The sequence below is a fragment of the Nostocoides japonicum T1-X7 genome, from assembly GCF_001046855.1.
GTDB classification, from domain to species: domain Bacteria; phylum Actinomycetota; class Actinomycetes; order Actinomycetales; family Dermatophilaceae; genus Nostocoides; species Nostocoides japonicum.
This window is the reverse complement of sequence record NZ_HF570958.1, coordinates 2,807,623-2,825,423: the sequence shown is the minus strand read 5'-3', so window position 1 is coordinate 2,825,423 and position 17,801 is coordinate 2,807,623. Positions and strand designations below refer to the sequence as shown.

The 17,801-nt window shown below is 70.7% G+C and carries 19 protein-coding genes; 3 read left to right on the top strand and 16 right to left on the bottom strand.

Annotation, left to right across the window (positions count from 1 at the left end; all coding sequences use genetic code 11):
- The first annotated feature begins 39 nt into the window (after window positions 1-39).
- The gene (gene nucS / locus BN12_RS12615) at window positions 40-735 is read left to right on the top strand and encodes an endonuclease NucS (RefSeq protein WP_048552929.1); all 696 of its coding nucleotides are present in this window, start codon (window positions 40-42) and stop codon (window positions 733-735) included.
- 198 nt (window positions 736-933) lie between these two features.
- Here the strand turns inward: nucS and BN12_RS12610 are convergent, their stop codons facing one another.
- Together BN12_RS12610 and BN12_RS12605 are read right to left on the bottom strand one after the other, a co-directional pair.
- Window positions 934-3,012: a protein meaA gene (locus tag BN12_RS12610; RefSeq protein ID WP_083454625.1), complete on the bottom strand. Its 2,079-nt coding sequence runs from the start codon at window positions 3,010-3,012 to the stop codon at window positions 934-936.
- 129 nt (window positions 3,013-3,141) lie between these two features.
- A complete protein-coding gene (locus BN12_RS12605) occupies window positions 3,142-3,480 on the bottom strand; it encodes an STAS domain-containing protein (protein ID WP_048552927.1) in 339 nt (112 codons plus the stop codon).
- Window positions 3,481-3,609: 129 nt separating this feature from the next.
- On the opposite strand from BN12_RS12605, the gene BN12_RS12600 reads away from it, so the two are divergent.
- Entirely contained in the window at window positions 3,610-4,233 is a 624-nt protein-coding gene (locus BN12_RS12600; protein ID WP_048552926.1) for a cob(I)yrinic acid a,c-diamide adenosyltransferase, read from the top strand.
- Between the two features lie 71 nt (window positions 4,234-4,304).
- On the top strand, window positions 4,305-5,180 hold the full coding sequence (locus BN12_RS12595; RefSeq protein WP_053080028.1) for a neprosin family prolyl endopeptidase: 876 nt from the start codon (window positions 4,305-4,307) through the stop codon (window positions 5,178-5,180).
- A gap of 26 nt (window positions 5,181-5,206) precedes the next feature.
- Here the strand turns inward: BN12_RS12595 and BN12_RS12590 are convergent, their stop codons facing one another.
- The 14 genes from BN12_RS12590 to BN12_RS12525 all read right to left on the bottom strand — a co-directional run bounded on the left by BN12_RS12590 (window position 5,207) and on the right by BN12_RS12525 (window position 17,555).
- Window positions 5,207-5,635, bottom strand: a complete 429-nt coding sequence (locus BN12_RS12590; RefSeq protein ID WP_048552925.1) for a DUF2550 family protein — start codon at window positions 5,633-5,635, stop codon at window positions 5,207-5,209.
- A 16-nt stretch (window positions 5,636-5,651) separates the two neighbouring features.
- On the bottom strand, window positions 5,652-5,918 hold the full coding sequence (locus BN12_RS12585; protein ID WP_048552924.1) for a F0F1 ATP synthase subunit epsilon: 267 nt from the start codon (window positions 5,916-5,918) through the stop codon (window positions 5,652-5,654).
- Between the two features lie 241 nt (window positions 5,919-6,159).
- The gene (gene atpD, locus BN12_RS12580) at window positions 6,160-7,638 is read right to left on the bottom strand and encodes a F0F1 ATP synthase subunit beta (protein ID WP_048552923.1); all 1,479 of its coding nucleotides are present in this window, start codon (window positions 7,636-7,638) and stop codon (window positions 6,160-6,162) included.
- Between the two features lie 42 nt (window positions 7,639-7,680).
- Entirely contained in the window at window positions 7,681-8,580 is a 900-nt protein-coding gene (locus BN12_RS12575; RefSeq protein WP_048552921.1) for a F0F1 ATP synthase subunit gamma, read from the bottom strand.
- A gap of 76 nt (window positions 8,581-8,656) precedes the next feature.
- Window positions 8,657-10,294, bottom strand: a complete 1,638-nt coding sequence (gene atpA, locus BN12_RS12570) for a F0F1 ATP synthase subunit alpha (protein ID WP_048552919.1) — start codon at window positions 10,292-10,294, stop codon at window positions 8,657-8,659.
- Between the two features lie 77 nt (window positions 10,295-10,371).
- Window positions 10,372-11,187 (bottom strand): F0F1 ATP synthase subunit delta, encoded by an 816-nt coding sequence (locus BN12_RS12565; protein ID WP_048552917.1) that lies wholly within the window; start codon window positions 11,185-11,187, stop codon window positions 10,372-10,374.
- Window positions 11,187-11,807 (bottom strand): F0F1 ATP synthase subunit B, encoded by a 621-nt coding sequence (locus tag BN12_RS12560; RefSeq protein WP_083454623.1) that lies wholly within the window; start codon window positions 11,805-11,807, stop codon window positions 11,187-11,189. Before BN12_RS12560 ends, BN12_RS12565 begins: the two co-directional genes overlap by 1 nt.
- Window positions 11,808-11,857: 50 nt before the next feature.
- Window positions 11,858-12,064: an ATP synthase F0 subunit C gene (atpE, locus tag BN12_RS12555; protein ID WP_048552916.1), complete on the bottom strand. Its 207-nt coding sequence runs from the start codon at window positions 12,062-12,064 to the stop codon at window positions 11,858-11,860.
- Window positions 12,065-12,165: 101 nt separating this feature from the next.
- Window positions 12,166-12,978, bottom strand: coding sequence for a F0F1 ATP synthase subunit A (gene atpB / locus BN12_RS12550; protein WP_053080027.1), 813 nt, complete (start codon window positions 12,976-12,978; stop codon window positions 12,166-12,168).
- Between the two features lie 103 nt (window positions 12,979-13,081).
- Window positions 13,082-13,426: an AtpZ/AtpI family protein gene (locus tag BN12_RS12545; protein WP_157635478.1), complete on the bottom strand. Its 345-nt coding sequence runs from the start codon at window positions 13,424-13,426 to the stop codon at window positions 13,082-13,084.
- Window positions 13,427-13,441: 15 nt separating this feature from the next.
- Window positions 13,442-13,894, bottom strand: a complete 453-nt coding sequence (locus BN12_RS12540) for a hypothetical protein (RefSeq protein ID WP_048552912.1) — start codon at window positions 13,892-13,894, stop codon at window positions 13,442-13,444.
- Window positions 13,895-14,257: 363 nt separating this feature from the next.
- Window positions 14,258-15,370, bottom strand: coding sequence for an MraY family glycosyltransferase (locus BN12_RS12535; RefSeq protein ID WP_048552909.1), 1,113 nt, complete (start codon window positions 15,368-15,370; stop codon window positions 14,258-14,260).
- A 21-nt stretch (window positions 15,371-15,391) separates the two neighbouring features.
- Window positions 15,392-16,666, bottom strand: coding sequence for a serine hydroxymethyltransferase (locus BN12_RS12530; protein ID WP_048552907.1), 1,275 nt, complete (start codon window positions 16,664-16,666; stop codon window positions 15,392-15,394).
- Window positions 16,659-17,555: an L-threonylcarbamoyladenylate synthase gene (locus BN12_RS12525; RefSeq protein WP_048552905.1), complete on the bottom strand. Its 897-nt coding sequence runs from the start codon at window positions 17,553-17,555 to the stop codon at window positions 16,659-16,661. Before BN12_RS12525 ends, BN12_RS12530 begins: the two co-directional genes overlap by 8 nt.
- Between the last annotated feature and the right edge of the window lie 246 nt (window positions 17,556-17,801).

The window sequence follows — 17,801 nt, the reverse complement described above, 5'->3', positions numbered from 1 at the left end:
GCAGGAGCCGGTGCGAGCCGGCACGTAGAGTGACCTGTCGTGCGGATGGTCATCGCGACGTGCAGCGTCGACTACGACGGTCGCCTCACGGCCCACCTGCCCCTCGCCAAGCGGCTGCTCCTGGTCAAGGCCGACGGCTCGGTCCTCGTCCACAGCGACGGCGGCTCGTACAAGCCGCTCAACTGGATGTCTCCACCGTGCGCCATGGCGGAGGTGGAGCCCGACGAGGCGGAGGCCGCCGAGGGGGTCGTCGCGGTCTGGGTCGTCCAGCACGCCAAGAGCGAGGACCGGCTCCGGGTCCGCATCCACGAGGTCCACGACGACGTCCGGCACGACCTCGGGGTAGACCCCGGCCTCGTCAAGGACGGCGTCGAGGCCCATCTGCAGCGGCTGCTCGCGGAGCAGATCGAGGTCCTCGGCGAGGGGTGGACGCTGACCCGACGCGAGTACCAGACGCCGATCGGACCCGTCGACATCCTCTGCAGGGACGCGACGGGGCAGTCGGTGGCCGTCGAGATCAAGCGCCGCGGCGAGATCGACGGCGTGGAGCAGCTCACCCGCTACCTCGAGCTCATGAACCGTGACCCGCACCTCGCCCCGGTGACCGGCGTCTTCGCCGCCCAGCAGATCAAGCCGCAGGCCCGCACGCTCGCCGAGGACCGCGGCATCCGGTGCGTCGTCCTCGACTACGCGGAGCTCAAGGGCCTCGACGACACGACCCTCCGGCTCTTCTGACGGCGTCCCCCCTCGGACGGAGAAGTTGCGCGCGGACGGAGCAAGTCCTCCGTCCGCGCGCAACTTCTCCGTCGGGACGAAAGGGCGCGGGTGCGGTATGCCGACGGCCGAGCAGCCCACCCGCTCCACCCCTGTCGGGGCGGCCAACCCCACCTCGCCGCCCCGCACCGCCGCCGGGCAGGCTTCCGCGACCGGGGCTCAGGCGGAGGTCACCGCCGGGGCGGCGAGCGGTGGCAGGTCGTGGGCGGCACGGATGATGCCGACGAACCGGGCCATGATCTCGTTGAGCCCGAAGTCCTTCGGCGTGAAGACCTCGGCGACGCCGAGGCGGCGCAGGGCCACCGCGTCCGCCTCGGGGATGATGCCGCCGACGATGACGGGCACGTCGTCGAGCCCCGCCGCGCGGAGTCCGTCGAGGATCTCCGGCACGAGCTCCATGTGCGAGCCGGAGAGGATCGAGATGCCGACGAGATGGACGTCCTCGGCGACGGCGGCGCCGACGATCTGCTCCGGGGTGAGCCGGATGCCCTGGTAGATCACCTCGAAGCCCGCGTCGCGGGCGCGGACGGCGATCTGCTCGGCCCCGTTGCTGTGGCCGTCGAGCCCGGGCTTGGCGACGAGGACGCGCAGCCGGTGGCCGAGCTCCTCACCCGTGCGACGGACCGCCTCGCGGACCACGGCGAGCTCACCGGCCTCGGCCGAGGCGGCGCCGACCGAGCCGGAGACACCCGTCGGCGCGCGGTACTCGCCGAAGACCGAGCGCAGCGCCCCCGTCCACTCCCCCGTCGTCACGCCGGCCCGGGCGCACTCGAGGGACGCCGGCATGAGGTTGACCCCGGACCGGGCGTCCACCACGAGCCGGGACAGCGCGGCGGCGGCCCGGTCGCGGCGGCCCGGGTCGGCATCACGCTCCTCGCGCCAGGCGCGCACCGCCTCGGCCGCCGCCGCCTCGACCCCGGGGTCGACGGTCTGGATGGCGGTCGTCAGGTCCGCGGTGAGCGGGTTGGGCTCCGTCGTCTCGAAGCGGTTCACCCCGACGACGACGTCCTCGCCGCTCTCGATCCGCTGCCGCCGCAACGCGTGCGAGGCGACGAGCGCCGACTTCATGTAGCCGCTCTCGACGGCCGCGACGGCGCCGCCGAGCTCGGCGACCCGCGCCATCTCGGCCTTGGCGCCCTCGACGAGCGAGGCGACCTTGCGCTCGACGACGACCGAGCCCTCGAAGAGGTCGTCGTACTCGAGCAGGTCGGACTCGTAGGCGAGGACCTGCTGCATCCGCAGGGACCACTGCTGGTCCCACGGGCGGGGGAGCCCGAGCGCCTCGTTCCACGCCGGCAGCTGCACGGCGCGGGCGCGAGCGTCCTTGGAGAGGGTGACGGCGAGCATCTCCAGGACGATCCGCTGGACGTTGTTCTCGGGCTGGGCCTCGGTGAGGCCGAGCGAGTTGACCTGGACGCCGTACCGGAACCGGCGCTGGCGCGGGTCGGTCACGCCGTACCGCTCGCGGGTCAGCTCGTCCCACAGCGCGACGAACGCCCGCAGCTTGCACATCTCCTCGACGAACCGCACCCCGGCGTTGACGAAGAAGGAGATCCGCTGGACGACCTCGCCGAACCGTTCGGGCGGGACCGCACCCGCGTCGCGCACGGCGTCGAGGACCGCGATCGCCGTCGACATCGCATACGCGATCTCCTGGACCGGTGTCGCCCCCGCCTCCTGGAGGTGGTAGCTGCAGATGTTCGTCGGGTTCCACCGCGGGATCTCCGACACGGTGTAGGCGATCATGTCGGTGATGAGGCGCAGCGACGGCCCGGGCGGGAAGATGTAGGTCCCCCGCGAGAGGTACTCCTTGATGATGTCGTTCTGCGTCGTGCCGGTGAGCGCCCGGACGGCCTCGACGGGGTCGCGGCCCGCGGCCTCGGCCTGCTCCTCCGCGACGACCTGGTAGAGCGCGAGGAGCCACATCGCCGTCGCGTTGATCGTCATCGAGGTGTTCATCCGCTCCAGCGGGATGCCGTCGAAGAGCGCACGCATGTCCCCCACGTGGGAGATCGGGACGCCGACCTTGCCGACCTCGCCGCGGGACAGCGGATGGTCGGGGTCGTAGCCGGTCTGGGTGGGCAGGTCGAAGGCGACGGACAGGCCGGTCTGGCCCTTGGCGAGGTTGGTCCGGTAGAGCGCGTTGCTCGCCGTCGCGCTCGAGTGGCCCGCATACGTGCGCATGACCCAGGGCCGGTCCCGGTCGGGGCGGCCGGGGGCGACGGCGTCGTCGGTCATGGACGTGAAGGTACCTGCGGGTCGACGGTCCCGGACAGGTCCCGGGCCGGTGAGAGTGCCCACATGGTGGGCTCGGTCACCTCGCGCTGACGGGACGAGCCGGTATGCCGTGCCCGAGGGTCGAGGGCGTCAGTCGAGGGCGGCGGGTGTCGGCAGGAGGCGAACCGCCCGGAGCAGCCGCTCGGCCCGGTCGCAGGCGTTCTCGAAGACCATGTGGCGACCGGCCCGCCGGCACCGGCGATGGCTCTCGACGAGGAGCCCGAGCGCGGTCGCGTCCCCGATGACCGCGTCGGTGAGGTCGATGACGAGGGGGCCGCGCGAGTCGTCGACGATCCGCCGGAGCAGCTGCCGCAGGTCGGGCACCGTGTGGATGTCGATGCGCCCGTCGATGACCACGCGCTGTCCCGGAGCGAGGGTCGTCACGGTGACGTCGATGGCGGCAGTTCGACCGGTGGGCTGGACCGTCATGACTCCTGCTTCCCAGATCGGCGTGAGTCCGTGCCTCATTAGACGTCATGGCCGCACGAGGCGACGGCCTCGGACACGCAAAGAATTGGTCAAGATTTCGTATGTCCCGGCAGGTGAGAGGCTGGCGGCATGGTCAACCTCACGCGGATCTACACCCGAACCGGCGACGACGGCACGACGGCGCTCGGCGACTTCAGCCGCACCCGGAAGACCGACCCACGGCTCGCGGCATACGCGGACGCCAACGAGGCCAACGCCTTCGTCGGGGTCGCCGTGGCGGCCGGCGGCCTGTCCGAGGACGTCGTCGCGGTCCTCACCCGGGTGCAGAACGACCTCTTCGACGTCGGCGCGGACCTGTGCACCCCGCTCCAGGAGAGCTACGAGTACCCCCCGCTGCGGGTCAAGGCCGAGTGGGTGGAGGAGCTCGAGGCCGACTGCGACCGCTTCCTCGCCGACCTGGAGAAGCTGCGCTCCTTCATCCTTCCCGGCGGGACCGTCGGGGCGGCCCAGCTCCACGTCGCGACGACGGTCGTGCGGCGGGCCGAGCGCTCGACGTGGGCGGCCATCGACGCCTACGGCACCGAGCCCGGCCCGGCCAGGGGGGAAGGCGGTGTCAACCCGTTGACGGCGACCTACCTCAACCGGCTCTCCGACCTGCTCTTCGTCCTCGCCCGGGTCGCGAACGTCGGGGCCGGCGGCGACGTCCTGTGGCAGCCCGGCGGCGGGCGGGAGGAGCGCCCGCGTCCGTCCTGAGCGCCCCGGGCCCGACGGGTCTAGGTTGGCGATGAGGTGCCCGACCGGTGCCTCGTCCCGAGGAGGTTGTCGTGCCCGGTTCGTACCGTCCTGTCCTCTCCCGCACTCTCGCCGTCCTCTCGGCCTGCGCGGTGGCCCTCGTCTGCCTCGCCGACCCGTCGACGGCATCGACCGCTCCCCTGCCGCCCGGATCACGCGCTCTCACCGTGTCCGCCGCCGCCGCCTCCGGCGACCGCGCCGCGCGGCCGGGCGACGGGACGATCTGCTACTACGGCGCCTGCTACAACTACGTCGCCGGGCGGCAGTATGCCGACGCCTCGGGCGCCGAGGTGACGATGCGGATCGCCCGGCCCGAGCTGGATCGAGCCGACCGCGACGGTCACTCCCTTCAGGAGCTGGCGGTCCAGTCCGCCGACGGCACCCAGATCGTCGAGGTCGGCTGGACGGTCGACCGCGGCCTCAACGGTGACGCCGCCCCACACCTGTTCGTCTACCACTGGGTCGACGGCGCGACCTCGTGCTACAACGGCTGCGGCTTCGTCCCGACCTCCGGCCGGGTGCGTGCCGGAATGCGTCTGCCGGCCGGCACGCTCGTCACGCTGCGCATCAACCATGCCGCGGACCGCTGGCGGATCAGCGTCGACGGCTCGGTCTTCGGGTACTTCCCCGACACCCTGTGGGGCGGTCGGTTCACGCGCCTCGGTCTCGTCCAGGCGTTCGGCGAGGTCGCATCGACGAGCGTCCCGACGTGCAACGACATGGGCACGGGTCACTACGCGGGGGCCCGGCGCGCATCGGTCATCGAGCGCTTCCGGCTGCTGGACTCGACCACCCCGATCGGGCTGTCGATGCTCGTGACGAGCCCACGGTGGTACACCGCCGCCGCGGAGACGCCGACGTCCTTCCGGCTCGGAGGACCGGGAGACGGCGCCTGCACCGCCGCCTGAGCGAGCCAGGCGGGGCTGAGGGTCCTTCAGGCGACGTTGACGTTGTGGCCCGGTGGGGAGCTCTCGAGCCAGGCACGCAGTGCGGTGCTCGCGCTCGGCGGCATCGCGAGGTCGAGGGCAGCCCCCGCCGCGGTGCCCGACACGTGGACCGGGTCGGGCAGACCGGGGATGACCTCCTCGACGGGTGCCGGGGCGGACAGGTCGAGCTCGTCGCGCGGCCACGACAATGCCGGCCGCATCGAGGGCCCGACGACGCTGAACCAGTCGAGCTGGTCGCCGGACAGACGAAGAAGGCCGAGCCTCCACCGAGGCTCGGCCGGGGTCCGGAACGCACAGACCATGAGGGGACCACCGCTGGCAATGCGACGGCGGCGCAGATAGACGAAACAGAAGACGATGACGACCGCGGCGAGCGCGACGGCGACGGCGACCTCAGCACTCGTGAGAATCAACATCGCCCGGCCGTCCGTCCTAGGCCTGCGTCACCGTCACGTGCTCGGCGACGATCGTCACGTGGTTGTTGTCGACCGAGAGGAAGCCCTCGTCGATCGTCGCCGCGTGCGATGTGCCGTCGGTGCCACGGATCGTGACGTCGCCCTCGCCGAGGATGGTGAGGAGCGGCTCGTGCCCGGGCAGGACACCGAGCTCACCCTCCACCGACCGGGCGTTGACCTGGTGGGCCTCTCCCCGCCAGACCACACGGTCGGCGGCGACGAGGTCGACGGTCAGGCTGCTCATGATGTCCTCCGGGAAGTTCTCTGGCGAAGTCTAGCGGGGGCTGCTGGATGGTATGCCGCGCCGTTCACCGGTTGGCGCCGCCACGAGGGCGCTCCCGGTCTCGGTGTGCCGCCCCAGCAGCGGGCGGCCGCCGGAGTGACCGGACGCCGGTGACCCGGTCGCCGCCTCGTCGCGCCGGGGTCGGCACCCGCGTGGTGCGCGGATGCCGACCCCGGGACGCGGCACGGTGCGGTGCGGAGGGTCAGAGGCTCTTCTCGATCTCGGCGGCCTGCCGCTCGACGTCGTCGAGACCACCGCACATGAAGAAGGCCTGCTCGGGCACGTTGTCGTAGTCGCCGTCGGCGATCTTGGTGAAGGCCTCGATCGTGTCGGCGAGCGGCACGGTCGAGCCCTCGAGCCCGGTGAACTGCTTTGCGACGTAGGTGTTCTGCGAGAGGAACCGCTGGATACGGCGGGCCCGGTTGACGAGGATCTTGTCCTCCTCGGACAGCTCGTCGATGCCGAGGATGGCGATGATGTCCTGGAGCTCCTTGTTGCGCTGCAGGATCTGCTTGACCCGCACCGCCGTCGCGTAGTGATCCTCGGAGATGTAACGCCGGTCGAGGATCCGGCTGGTCGAGGTGAGCGGGTCGACGGCCGGGTAGATGCCGAGGGAGGCGATCTCACGCGACAGCTCGGTCGTCGCGTCGAGGTGGGCGAAGGTCGTCGCCGGCGCCGGGTCGGTGTAGTCGTCGGCGGGGACGTAGATGGCCTGCATCGAGGTGATGGAGTGACCCCGCGTGGAGGTGATGCGCTCCTGGAGCACGCCCATCTCGTCGGCGAGCGTCGGCTGGTAGCCGACGGCCGACGGCATCCGCCCGAGGAGGGTGGAGACCTCGGAGCCCGCCTGGGTGAACCGGAAGATGTTGTCGATGAAGAGCAGGACGTCCTGGTTCTGGACGTCGCGGAAGTACTCCGCCATCGTCAACGCGGACAGCGCGACCCGCAGACGGGTGCCGGGCGGCTCGTCCATCTGGCCGAAGACGAGCGCCGTCTGGCCGAGGACGCCCGCCTCGTCCATCTCGACGATGAGGTCGTTGCCCTCACGGGTCCGCTCGCCGACGCCGGCGAACACCGACACACCACCGTGGTCGCGCGCCACGCGGGCGATCATCTCCTGGATGAGGACCGTCTTGCCGACGCCCGCGCCACCGAACAGGCCGATCTTGCCGCCCTGGACATAGGGCGTGAGAAGGTCGATGACCTTGATGCCCGTCTCGAACATCTGGGTCTTGGGCTCCAGCTGGTCGAAGGCGGGGGCCGGACGGTGGATGCCCCAGCGCTCGGTGACGTCGAGGGTCTCGCCCTCCTCGAGGTCGAGGACCTCGCCCGTCGCGTTGAACACGTGGCCCAGGGTCACGTTGCCGACGGGGACGCTGATCGGGCCGCCGGTGTCCTGGACCGCCGTCCCCCGGACCAGACCGTCGGTGGGCTGCAGCGAGATGGCCCGGACCATGTTGTCGCCGATGTGCTGGGCGACCTCGAGGTTGAGGTTCTTCCGGCCCGATCCCTCGCCCTCTCCCTGGCCGGACAGGTCGACCTCGGTCGTCAGCAGGTTGTACTGCTCGGGGATCGCGTCCGCGGGGAACTCGACGTCGACGACGGGGCCGATGATCCGGGAGATCCGGCCGACGCCGCCGGCGCGGGTCTCCTGGTCGTTCTCGGTGACGATGGCAGTCATGGTGTCTCCATACCTTCTTACTTGACGTCGGCGAGGGCGCTCTTACGTGGCGTCGGCGAGGGCGCTGGCGCCGCCCACGATCTCGCTGATCTCTTGGGTGATCTCGGCCTGACGGGCCTGGTTGGCCAGTCGGGTGTAGGTCTTGATGAGGCTCTCGGCGTTGTCCGTCGCCGACTTCATGGCCCGCTGGCGGGCCGCGAGCTCCGAGGCGGCGGCCGAGAGCAGACAGCTCCAGATCCGGGCCGTCACGTAGCGCGGGAGGATCTGGTCGAGGACCTCCTCGGCGCTCGGCTCGAAGACGTACAGCGGGACGATGTCCTCCGGACGCGGCGGCTCCTCGCCCTCGACGACCTCCAGAGGGGCGACCCGCAGCACCCACGGCTCCTGGGTGACCATGTTGCGGAACCGGGTGAAGACGATGTGGACCTCGTCGAGGCCACCGCCCTCGTAGGTCTTGAGGAAGTCGCCGATGAGCCGGGTGGCGATCTCGTCGGCCACCTCGACGGTCGGCTGATCGGTGAAGCCGGTCCACTCCTCGGCATACTCCCGGCGCCGGAAGGTGTAGTACGTCACCGCCTTGCGCCCGACGAGGTAGGGCACGACCTCCTTGCCCTCCTCGCGCAGCTGCTCGGTGAGCCGCTCGGACTCCTTGATGATCGCCGACGAGTACGCGCCGGCGAGGCCGCGGTCGCTGGAGATGATGAGGATGCCGGCGCGTCGCGGGTTCTCCACCTCCGTCGTCAGCGGGTGCTCGGTCCGGGAGTGCGTCGCGAGCGCGGACAGCGCCCGGGTGAGCGCGTTGGCATACGGGCGGGCCTCCTCGGCACGCTGGCGCGCCTTGATGACGCGAGAGGCCGCGATGAGCTCCATCGCCCGGGTGATCTTCTTGGTCGCCTGGACGGACCGGATGCGCTGGCGGTAGACCCGCTGCTGCGCTCCCATATGGCTTCCGCCTCTCTTCTCGGACTATCGGTGGTATGCCGTGCCGCGCCTTCGCCGGCGCCACACGGCCTCGGGGTCAGCTGCGCTGCTTGACGATCTTGTCGTGCTCGAGCTCGGCCTCGAGCTCGCCCGGGTCGGCCTCGGTGCCGACCGGCACGGACTCCTCACCGGACGCCTCGAACGTCTCCTTGAAGGCGTCGATCGCCTTCTGCAGCTCGGCCTCGGTGCTCTCCTCGAACTTGCCGGTCTCGCGGATCGCGTCGAGCAGTCCCTTGTGGTTGCGGCGCACGTCGTCGAGGAACTCGGTCTCGAAACGGCTGACGTCCTCGACGGCGATCGAGTCGAGCTGACCCGTCGTGCCGGCCCAGATCGAGACGACCTGCTCCTCGACGGGGAAGGGGTTGGACTGCCGCTGCTTGAGCAGCTCGACGAGCCGGGCGCCCTTGGCCAGCTGGGCCCGGGAGGCGGGGTCGAGGTCGGAGGCGAACATCGCGAACGCCTCCATGGCGCGGAATTGGGCGAGGTCGAGCTTGAGCCGGCCCGAGACCTGCTTCATCGCCTTGATCTGCGCGTTGCCGCCGACGCGGGAGACGGAGACGCCGACATCGATCGCGGGCCGGACGTTGGCGTTGAACAGGTCCGCCTGGAGGTAGATCTGGCCGTCGGTGATGGAGATGACGTTCGTCGGAATGTAGGCCGACACGTCGCCTGCCTTCGTCTCGATGATGGGCAGTCCCGTCATCGAGCCGTGCCCGAGCTCGTCGGACAGCTTGGCGCAGCGCTCGAGGAGCCGGCTGTGGAGGTAGAAGACGTCGCCCGGGTAGGCCTCACGGCCCGGTGGGCGGCGCAGGAGGAGGGAGACGGCGCGGTAGGCCTCGGCCTGCTTGGACAGGTCGTCGAAGACGATGAGGACGTGCTTGCCCTGGTACATCCAGTGCTGTCCGATGGCCGAGCCGGTGTAGGGCGCGAGGTACTTGAACCCCGCGGCGTCCGACGCGGGCGCGGCGACGATGGTGGTGTACTCCATCGCGCCGGCCTCCTCGAGGGTGCCCCGGACGGAGGCGATCGTCGAGCCCTTCTGGCCGATCGCGACGTAGATGCAGCGGACCTGCTTGTCGGGATCGCCCGTCGCCCAGAACTCCTTCTGGTTGATGATCGTGTCGACCGCGACCGTCGTCTTGCCGGTCTGCCGGTCGCCGATGATGAGCTGACGCTGACCCCGGCCGATGGGGGTCATCGCGTCGACGGCCTTCAGACCCGTCTGCAGCGGCTCGTGGACCGACTTGCGCTGGACGACCGTCGGGGCCTGGAGCTCCAGCGCCCGACGCTCGGTCGTCTCGATCTCGCCGAGACCGTCGATCGGCTGGCCCAGCGGGTTGACGACCCGGCCGAGGTAGGCGTCGCCGACGGGCACCGAGAGGACCTCGCCCGTCCGCTTGACCTCCTGGCCCTCCTCGATCCTGGAGAAGTCCCCGAGGACGACGACACCGATGTCGTGGACGTCGAGGTTGAGCGCGATCCCGAGGGTTCCGTCCTCGAAGCGCAGCAGCTCGTTCGTCATCGCCGAGGGAAGGCCCTCGACGTGGGCGATGCCGTCGCCGGCGTCGGCGACGCGGCCGACCTCCTCACGGGAAGCCGCGCCGGGCTCGTAGGACCGGACATAGTTGTCCAGGGCGTCCCGGATCTCATCCGGACGGATCGAGAGCTCCGTCATGTTGTCTTCTCCTCGGTCGCGACCCGGTGTCGGGCCGACGTGTCGTTGCGGTGTGGTCTTCGGTGGTCGGTGGTCGGTCAGCCGCCGGACAGATGGCGGCGGGCCTCGTCGAGGCGACGCAGGATCGTGCCGTCGACGACCTCGTCGCCGACCTGGACCCGGATGCCGCCGAGCACCTCGGGGTCGACGATGCTCTGGATCGAGACGGACTTGCCGTAGATGCCCTCGAGGGCGGTGGACAGCCGGGCCGTCTGCTGCTCGCTCAGGGCGACGGCCGAGGTGACGACCGCGGTCACCTCGTCGCGGCGACGGGCGGCGAGCACGAGGTACTCCCCGAGCGTCTCCTCCAGCCGCCGGCCCCGGGGCTGGGAGACGGCCTGCCGGACCAGACGCACCGTCTCCGGCGCCGCCTTGCCCTCCAGCAGGCGTCCGACGAGGTCCGCCTTGCCGCGGGCGTCGGTGTTGCGGGGGGCGAGGACGTCGCGCAGGTCCGGGGACGCGGCGACGGTCCTCTCGAACCGGAACAGCTGGTCCTCGACGTCGTCGGCCCGGCCCTCACGCTCCGCCGCCGCGAGGACGGTCTGCACGGCGAGGGAGGCGATGGTGTCGGTGAGGTCCCGGTCGGCCGTCCAGCGCTGCCCCGCGAGCGTCGTCACGATGCCGAGCGCGGACTCCCGCAGCTTGCCGTGGAAGATCCGCTCCGCCACGCCGCGCTTCACGTCGCCCTCACGCGAGGGATCGGTGAGGGCACGGCGCAGCGCCGCGCTGCCGTCGAGGGCGCCGGCGATGCCGAACAGGTCGTCGGCCAGTGCGTTCCGGTCGCCGTCGTGGCCCAGGGCCGCGTCGAGGGCGGTCTGTCCCTCCGCAGCGGCGGCTCTCGAGGCTCCCTGCATCAGGACTCCTCGCCGCTTCGCGCCTCGCCCTCGGCGGCGGCTCCGACCTTCTCGGGCTTGATGTCGCCCGACTCGAGCTCGGCGAGGAACCGGTCGATGATCCCGGACTGCCGCGCCTCCTGCTGGAGGGACTCCCCGACGATCCGGCTCGCGAGCTCGGTCGACAGCCCGCCGACCTCCGCGCGCAGCTGCACCAGCGCGGACTGCCGCTCGGCGTCGATCTGCTTCTTCGCCGACTCGGCGATCCGGCTCGCCTCGGCCTGTGCCTGCTCCCTCATCTCGGCGACGATCGAGGCACCCTGGGCGCGCGCGTCCTCGCGGATCCGGTTCGCCTCGGCCCGGGCCTCGTGCAGCTGGGCCTGGTACTGCTCCAGCGCCGCCTGGGCCTCGGCCTGCGCCTCCTCGGCATGCTGCATCCCGCCCTCGATGGCCGCGGTCCGCTCGGCATACATCTCCTCCAGCCGGGGCACGACCTTCCTGCTCACCACGACGTAGAGGATCGCGAAGGCGACGAGGCCGAAGATGAGCTCGCCCCACAACGGAAGGATAGGGAGGCGCTCCGCGGTGTTGTCGGCCGACGCGAGGCCCACCGTCGCTGGGATGCCGGTGAGGTGCTGCACGGGGAACTCCTAGTCGTTGATGCCGGGCCGGGTGCGGAGGGGCGCGCCCGTCACTTGAAGACGAAGGCGAGCACCAGACCGAAGATGGCGAGAGCCTCGGCGAGAGCGAATCCGAGGATGGCGATGGTCTGGAGCATGCCACGGGCCTCGGGCTGGCGGGCCACACCGTTGATGTAGGCGGCGAAGATCAGACCGATGCCGATACCGGGGCCGATGGCGGACAGGCCGTAGCCGAGGATGGCGATGTTGCCGGACATTGAGGACCTCTTTCGCTTTCTGTTCGCTGGGCGGCCCGTGCCGCCCAGAAGTGCAGGGTGTTCTGTTGGTCAGGTGGTCGGGGGCCTGCGGCCCGGTGGTCTCAGTGCTCGTCGGCCAGGGCCGCCGCGATGTAGGTGGCTGCGAGGAGGGTGAAGATGTATGCCTGGAGGAGCTCGATCAGGCCCTCGAAGATCATCAGGACGAAGGCCATGACGAACGACCCCGCGCCGGCGAACTTCAGGCCGATGCTCCCGTGGATCACCATGTACTGGCCGCCGGTGATGAAGAGCAGGAGGAGCATGTGTCCGGCGAACATGTTGCCGAAGAGTCGCAGCGACAGCGTGAGGGGCTGGGTGATGAACTGGGTCAGCAGCTCCAGCGGGACGATGAGGATGTAGATCGGGCCGGGCAGTCCCTTGGGGATCATCCCGCCGATGTAGTTGCGGAAGCCCTTCTTCCGGATGCCGACCGTGTGGTAGACGACGTACACGACGAGGGTCAGCGCGATGGGGAAGCCGATCCGGCCCATCGTCGGGAACTGGATCGGCGGGATGATCCCGAAGAGGTTGTTCACGAGGAGGATGGAGAACAGCGTGAACAGCGCCGGAACGAACCGCAGGAACTCCTTGCTCCCGATGATGTCGCGCGCCAGGGAGTTACGGACGAAGGTGTGGAGCGCCTCGGTGACCCACTGCCCGCGGCTCGGGACCACGGACGCCCGCTTGGTCGTCGCGAGGAGGAACCAGGCGATGAGCCCGACCGAGATCGCCATGACGACGATCGGGCGGGTCAGCGCCCAGTCACCGTGGCCGATGAGCGGCTGGTAGAACTCCTGCGGTTCTGGGGCGTGGTAGCCGCCCCCGTCGCCGCTCGCGGCGGCGAGGAAGGGGGTGGCCAGCGCAGTCGGGCTCACAGAGTCTCCTCGAACGTATTACCCAGCAGTCCACACATGTTGCGGGGGGCGGTGATGCCCGGCCCGATCCCGACCATCAGGCCAGGCCTCCAGCGTGTGGATGTCACTGGGTACCGTACCGGACCCACACGAGGTACAACGACAGGGCCATCCCCCCGAGGATTCCGACGGCGACGAGCCACGATGTGCCGAGCCAGTGGTCGAGTCCGAGTCCGATCCCACCGAACATCACCGGGCCCGTGATGACGTATGCCATGGCGTTCCACGCGCGCAGCTCCTCGGCCGGGGTTCCGTCGTCCGGCTCCCGGGCAGAGGAGGCGCCGGGAGACGTCCTCGACGTGGGCTCCCGGCGCATCGGCGCAGCGGGAGTGGAGGCACCGTGGGTGGGTGCGCCGGACGACGTCGCGCGGGAGCGTCCGCCGGAGGGGCGTGGCGAGGGGGTGGTCACCGTGAGCTCCTCCTGTCATGTCGGCGGGGTCCCATCCTGCCGGGTTTTGTCCGGCGCGTCGAACACGACGCGGCGGGATCGCACGAAAGCGATCACCTGGAAGACCTGCCAGGCGAGGGCCACCGCGAGCGCCGAGAGGCCGAATGCCGGGCCGTCCAGCCAGGCGGCGTCGCGGAGGGCGAGGATCACGAGGAGGAGGAAGATCAGCTGGCCGAGGACGATCGCGCTCGCCCGGGCGACGAAGCGCGGCGGGTCGACGGCGACGGAGAGCCTGCGCGTGACGAGCTGACCGAGGCCGAAGAAGGCCACGACGACGAGGAAGCCCAAGCACGCAGCGAGCGCGGCACGGCCCCCGCCGAGCACCGCGCCGGCGATGACGACCACCGGACCGAGCGCCAGGGTCGGTGCGAAGACGCCCCGCGTCGGGCCGGCGACGGGAGCGCCGGGGGCGGCCGCCTGGGGCGTCATCACGGTCATCCTGTCCGCCTGTCGTGGGCACTGCGTCGGGTCTCGCGAAGGGGTCTTGGGTGCTTGTGAAAACTATCACAAGCACCGTCGGCATACCCAATCGCACTCTGCGCACACATCTTGGCAGGGTCCCTTCCCCACGACCATCCTCCGCCCAGCTCGACACTCCGTCCCGACACCGCACGTGCCGAGAAGATGCTCCCCGACGTGTCCCTCGACGACATCAACTCGGCACGTGCGACGCGGGTCCCCACACGTGCCGAGAAGATGCTCCCCGACGTGTTCCTCGACGACATCAACTCGGCACGTGCGAAAGCCGGCGGGCAGGACGACCGGCCAGCGCACCGGCGAGGCGCGGGAGGGTCAGGGGATGCGGCGCGGACGGTGGCCGGGCAGCGACAGACGCGGCAGGAGCATGGTGAGGGCGGCCAGGACGACGACACCGCCGAGGACGAGCGCCGTGGCGACCCAGCCGTCGAGGAAGACGAAGCTCACCGACCCCATCGCGGCGACGGCCGCCCAGGCCCACAGCAGGACGACGGCGCGACGGTGCCCGTGGCCGATCCGCAGCATCCGGTGGTGCAGGTGCTTGGCGTCCGGCTGCCAGACGCTCACGCCGGCCCGGGTTCGGCGCACGACGGCGAACAGGAGGTCCGCCGCGGGCAGCAGGAGGACCGCGATGGGGACGACGAACGGCAGGAACGTCGCGACGACCGGGTTCGTCGAGATGTCGGCGCCGCTCACCGTCCCGGTGAGGGTGATGGAGGCCGCCGCGACGAGCAGGCCGAGGAGCAGCGCGCCGCTGTCGCCCATGAAGATCCGGGCCGGGAAGAAGTTGTGGGGCAGGAACCCGAGGCAGCAGCCGAGGATGCCGGCCGCGATGAAGGCCGCCTGGGTGAAGTAGTTCGCCGGGCTGTAGCTGTGCGAGATGACGTAGGCGTAGGCGAAGAAGGACACCGCGGCGATCGCGACGATGCCCGTCGCCAGGCCGTCGAGCCCGTCGACGAAGTTCACGGCGTTCGTCGTGAAGACGACGACGAGGATCGTCAGCATGACGAGGATCGGGGCGGGCAGGACGGTGTAGCCCCCGAGGGGCAGCGAGAAGAGCTGCACCCCCTGGAAGGCCATGATCCCCGCGGCGATGAGCTGCCCGGCGAGCTTGGTGAGCGCCGACAGCTCGTGGACGTCGTCGATGGCCCCGACGAGACAGACGAGTGCGGCACCGGTGAGGACGCCCCACACCTCACCCGTGTCGAAGACCTGGGTGAGGAAGGGCAGATGGCTCGCGACGACGACGGCCGCGGCGAAGCCGAGGAGCATCGCCACGCCGCCGAGCCGCGGGATGGGCACGCTGTGGACGTCGCGGTCACGGACCGGGGTGTAGGCCCTGAAGCGGACGGCGAGCCATCGCATGAGCGGCGTCGCGGCATACGTGACGATCGCCGCGACGACGATGACGAAGAGGTACTCGCGCACCCTGCCCCCGGCGTGCCCTCGTCAGCGAGGGTATGCGGGGAAGCGGGCCACGAGGTCGGTCACCTCGGCCCGCACCTCCTTGGAGACGGGGTGGTCGGGGTCGGCGTCGCCCTTGGTCGCCGCGGTCGCGATGAGGCGCGCGATGGTTCGCATCTCGTCGGCGCCCATGCCCTGGGTCGTGACGCACGGGGTGCCGACGCGGATGCCGGAGGCGATGTTGGGCTTCTGCGGGTCGAAGGGGATGGCGTTCTTGTTGAGGGTGATGCCCGCCGCGTCGCAGCGCGCCTCCGCCTCGACGCCGGTCACGAGGACGGACTGGAGGTCATGGAGCGACAGGTGCGTGTCGGTCCCGCCGGTCGTCGGCCGGATGCCGTACTCGCCGAGCGCGGTCGCGAGGACGTTGGCGTTGGCGATGACCTGGGCTGCGTAGGCCTGGTACCCGGTCGTCGCACACTCCTTGAAGTTGACGGCCTTCGCGGCGATCGTGTGCATCTGCGGGCCACCCTGCATCATCGGGAAGACGGCCCGGTCGATGGCCGACGCGTGCTCCTCCCGGCAGACGATGGCGCCGGAGCGCGGGCCGCGGAGCACCTTGTGGGTCGTGAACGACACGACGTCCGCGAAGGGCACGGGGCTCGGGATGGCCTTCCCGGCGACGAGCCCGATGAAATGGGCCGCGTCGACCCAGAAGATCGCGCCGACCTCGTCGCAGATGGCCCGGAACCGGGCGAAGTCGATGAGGCGCGGGATCGCCGATCCGCCGGCCAGGATGACCTTGGGCCGGTGCTCCTTGGCGAGCCGCTCGACCTCGTCGTAGTCGATGTCCTCGGTGTCCTTGTCGACGCCGTAGTGGACCGCGTCGAACCACTTGCCCGAGAACGACATCTTCGTGCCGTGGGTGAGGTGACCGCCGTGCGGCAGGCTCATCGCGAGGATCGTCTCGCCGGGTGTGAGGAACGCGCCGTACACGGCCTGGTTCGCGCTCGCGCCGGAGTGCGCCTGGACGTTGGCATGGTCCGCGTCGAAGAGGGCCTTGCACCGCTCGATGGCGAGCGTCTCGGCCTTGTCGACCTCCGAGCAGCCGCCGTAGTAGCGCCGGCCCGGGTAGCCCTCGGCGTACTTGTTCGACAGTGTCGAGCCGAGGGCGGTGAGGACGGCCGGCGAGGAGAAGTTCTCGCTCGCGATGAGCTGGAGCCCGCCGCGCAGGCGGCCCAGCTCGGACAGGAGCACCCCCGCGATGTCGGGATCGAACGCCTCGAGGGCCTCGTAGTCGGAACCGTAGAACGTGTCACTCATCGCCAGTGCTCTCCTTCGCGGCGGGGCTGCTCGTGAACTCTATGGGGTCGGGGCCCGGATCCGGCCCAGGGCCGGGCGCCGACTCGGTGACCCGATCGTCGTCGTCATCGGTGGGCTGGTCGGCGCCGACCGTCGACGTCGGCACGTCCGTGGTCGACTCCTCGTCCGCGGTCGGCTCGTCCGCGGTCGGCTCGTCCGCGGTCGGCTCGTCCGCGGGGTCGGTGTCCGGCTCGGCGTCGGCGGACTCCGTCTCGCGGACGCGCGCGACGACCGCCTCGACGACGTCGGCGCCGAGCGCCCCCTCGCGGAGGATCTCCGGCTCCTCGCCCGTGCAGTCGACGATCGTCGAGGCGAGCCCACCGCGAACCGGTCCCCCGTCGAGGTACACCTGGACGGCCGCCCCGAGCTGGGTCGCCGCGTCGAGGATGTCCTTGGCCGCGGGATAGCCCGTGCGGTTCGCGCTGCTCACCGCCATCGGCCCGATGGCCCGGAGGACCTCGAGGGCGAGCTCGTCGTCCGGCATCCGGACCGCAACGGTGCCGTTGGTCTCGCCGAGGTCCCAGTGGAGGGAGGGTTGGGAGCGCAGGACGACCGTGAGGGGTCCGGGCCAGAACTCCTCGATGAGGGCCCGGGCGTATGCCGGCACGTCCGTCGCGAGCCCGTCGACGGTCCGCGCGTCGGGGACGAGGACGGGTGGAGGCATCTCGCGCCCGCGGCCCTTGGCGGCCAACAGGTCGGCGACCGCCTCCGCGGCGAAGGCGTCGCACCCGATGCCGTAGAGGGTGTCGGTGGGAAGGACGACGAGCTTGCCCGAGCGCACCGCGTCGGTCGCCTTCTGCACCCCGTCGGCGCGCCCTTCCGGGGTCGAGCAGTCGAACACGGGACTCACGACGACCCAGCGTAGGCCCCTTCCGCCGTCCCGCTTTATCGGGTGACCCGACAAGGCTGCGGGACACGTCTTCCGGGGTCACCCGATAACGCTGGGGGACATGTCTTCCGGGGTCACCCGATAACACTGAGCCTCACCCGACAACGCTTCCCGGGTCCGGCTCAGCCTTCCGGGGTCACCCGATAAAGCGGGCGCCGTCAGGGACGGGTGGAGGTGGTCGGCGACTCCGAGCCCGACGCCGCGGGC

Excerpts from the sequence above, each read along its gene's own strand:
- BN12_RS12540 (WP_048552912.1), bottom strand. The coding sequence starts at position 13,894 with ATGACGCCCCAGGCGGCCGCCCCCGGCGCTCCCGTCGCCGGCCCGACG.
- BN12_RS12530 (WP_048552907.1), bottom strand. The coding sequence starts at position 16,666 with ATGAGTGACACGTTCTACGGTTCCGACTACGAGGCCCTCGAGGCGTTC.
- BN12_RS12605 (WP_048552927.1), bottom strand. The coding sequence starts at position 3,480 with ATGACGGTCCAGCCCACCGGTCGAACTGCCGCCATCGACGTCACCGTG.
- atpA (WP_048552919.1), bottom strand. The coding sequence starts at position 10,294 with ATGACGGAGCTCTCGATCCGTCCGGATGAGATCCGGGACGCCCTGGAC.
- BN12_RS12600 (WP_048552926.1), top strand. The coding sequence starts at position 3,610 with ATGGTCAACCTCACGCGGATCTACACCCGAACCGGCGACGACGGCACG.
- BN12_RS12590 (WP_048552925.1), bottom strand. The coding sequence starts at position 5,635 with ATGTTGATTCTCACGAGTGCTGAGGTCGCCGTCGCCGTCGCGCTCGCC.
- BN12_RS12565 (WP_048552917.1), bottom strand. The coding sequence starts at position 11,187 with ATGCAGGGAGCCTCGAGAGCCGCCGCTGCGGAGGGACAGACCGCCCTC.
- BN12_RS12575 (WP_048552921.1), bottom strand. The coding sequence starts at position 8,580 with ATGGGAGCGCAGCAGCGGGTCTACCGCCAGCGCATCCGGTCCGTCCAG.
- BN12_RS12610 (WP_083454625.1), bottom strand. The coding sequence starts at position 3,012 with ATGACCGACGACGCCGTCGCCCCCGGCCGCCCCGACCGGGACCGGCCC.
- atpE (WP_048552916.1), bottom strand. The coding sequence starts at position 12,064 with ATGTCCGGCAACATCGCCATCCTCGGCTACGGCCTGTCCGCCATCGGC.
- BN12_RS12585 (WP_048552924.1), bottom strand. The coding sequence starts at position 5,918 with ATGAGCAGCCTGACCGTCGACCTCGTCGCCGCCGACCGTGTGGTCTGG.
- atpD (WP_048552923.1), bottom strand. The coding sequence starts at position 7,638 with ATGACTGCCATCGTCACCGAGAACGACCAGGAGACCCGCGCCGGCGGC.